The 1,040-nt window shown below is 60.7% G+C and carries 1 protein-coding gene; it reads right to left on the minus strand.

The features are described from left to right. Positions 1-957, minus strand: a complete 957-nt coding sequence (locus tag HOC_RS20550) for an IS481 family transposase (protein WP_035542582.1) — start codon at positions 955-957, stop codon at positions 1-3. Positions 958-1,040 lie beyond the last annotated feature (83 nt).

The following is a 1,040-nucleotide window of genomic DNA, read 5'->3' on the forward strand; positions in this document are numbered from 1 at the left end:
CTAGGTGTGGAGTCTCAACAGGTTGTCCACGGGGAGACCGAGTCGACTGATGGGTGTTTGATGTTTAATGCCGCCATGGGGTCGATGGAAGTTGTATCGATGTGTCCAGCCTGCGAGGCAGGCGGCCCTCTGGTCTGAGGTGATGTAGGACCTGGCGTAAGCCCATTCCCTGAGGGCTGTCTGGATGAAGCGTTCGGCCTTTCCGTTTGTCCGGGGCGTGTAGGGTTTTGTCCGGACATGTTTGAGGCCGAGTTCACGACAGGTATTTTTGAAGGCGGTCGAACGATAGCATGCGCCATTGTCTGTCATCACCCGCCGGACGGCGACACCCAGACGCTTGTAGTAAGCCACGCAGGCCTTCAGGTGGTCGACGGCACTGGGCGCTTTTTCGTCGGGATGGATCTGGTTGAAGGAGACGCGTGAGGCGTCATCCACGGCGACATGGACGTACTCCCAGCCGATGCCGCGATGGATGGACTTGCTCTTCCGGCTTCCGGTGATGCGATGCCCGGGACGCCCGAAGCGCCCGAGCTTCTTGATGTCGATATGGATCATGTCACCGGGATTTGGGTGCTCGTAGCGGCGGGGCGGTTCAGGCGGATCGAGATCTCTGGCCCGGCTGAGCTTTACGGCGCGCAGGATGCGGCTGACGGTGGCTGGCGAGACCCCGCATCGACGGGCGATCTCGTGTCCCGGCAAGCGTTGACGACGCAGCTTGATGACCGCGTCCACGATCGTACCGGGCGTCGGGCGATGCAGCCGATGCGGACGCGAGGAGCGCTCCCTGAGGCCTTCGGGCCCTTCTGCAAGGAAGCGGTCTACCCACTTGCTGACAGTCTTGCAGCACACGCCGAAGGCTTTGGCGACGGCGCTCCTGCTTGCGCCTTCTTCAATCACACGCCGGACCATCTCGGCTCGACTATGGGGCGTGGTTCGGGCATTCTCATGGATGTCCATTCGGTGTCCTTTCCTGGAGTTGACGTCTCACAACATCAATCTCCCCGATCAGGCCCGAATGGACAACCTATTGAAAGATCACA

The sequence above is a fragment of the Hyphomonas oceanitis SCH89 genome (assembly GCF_000685295.1).
Taxonomy (GTDB): Bacteria; Pseudomonadota; Alphaproteobacteria; order Caulobacterales; family Hyphomonadaceae; genus Hyphomonas; species Hyphomonas oceanitis.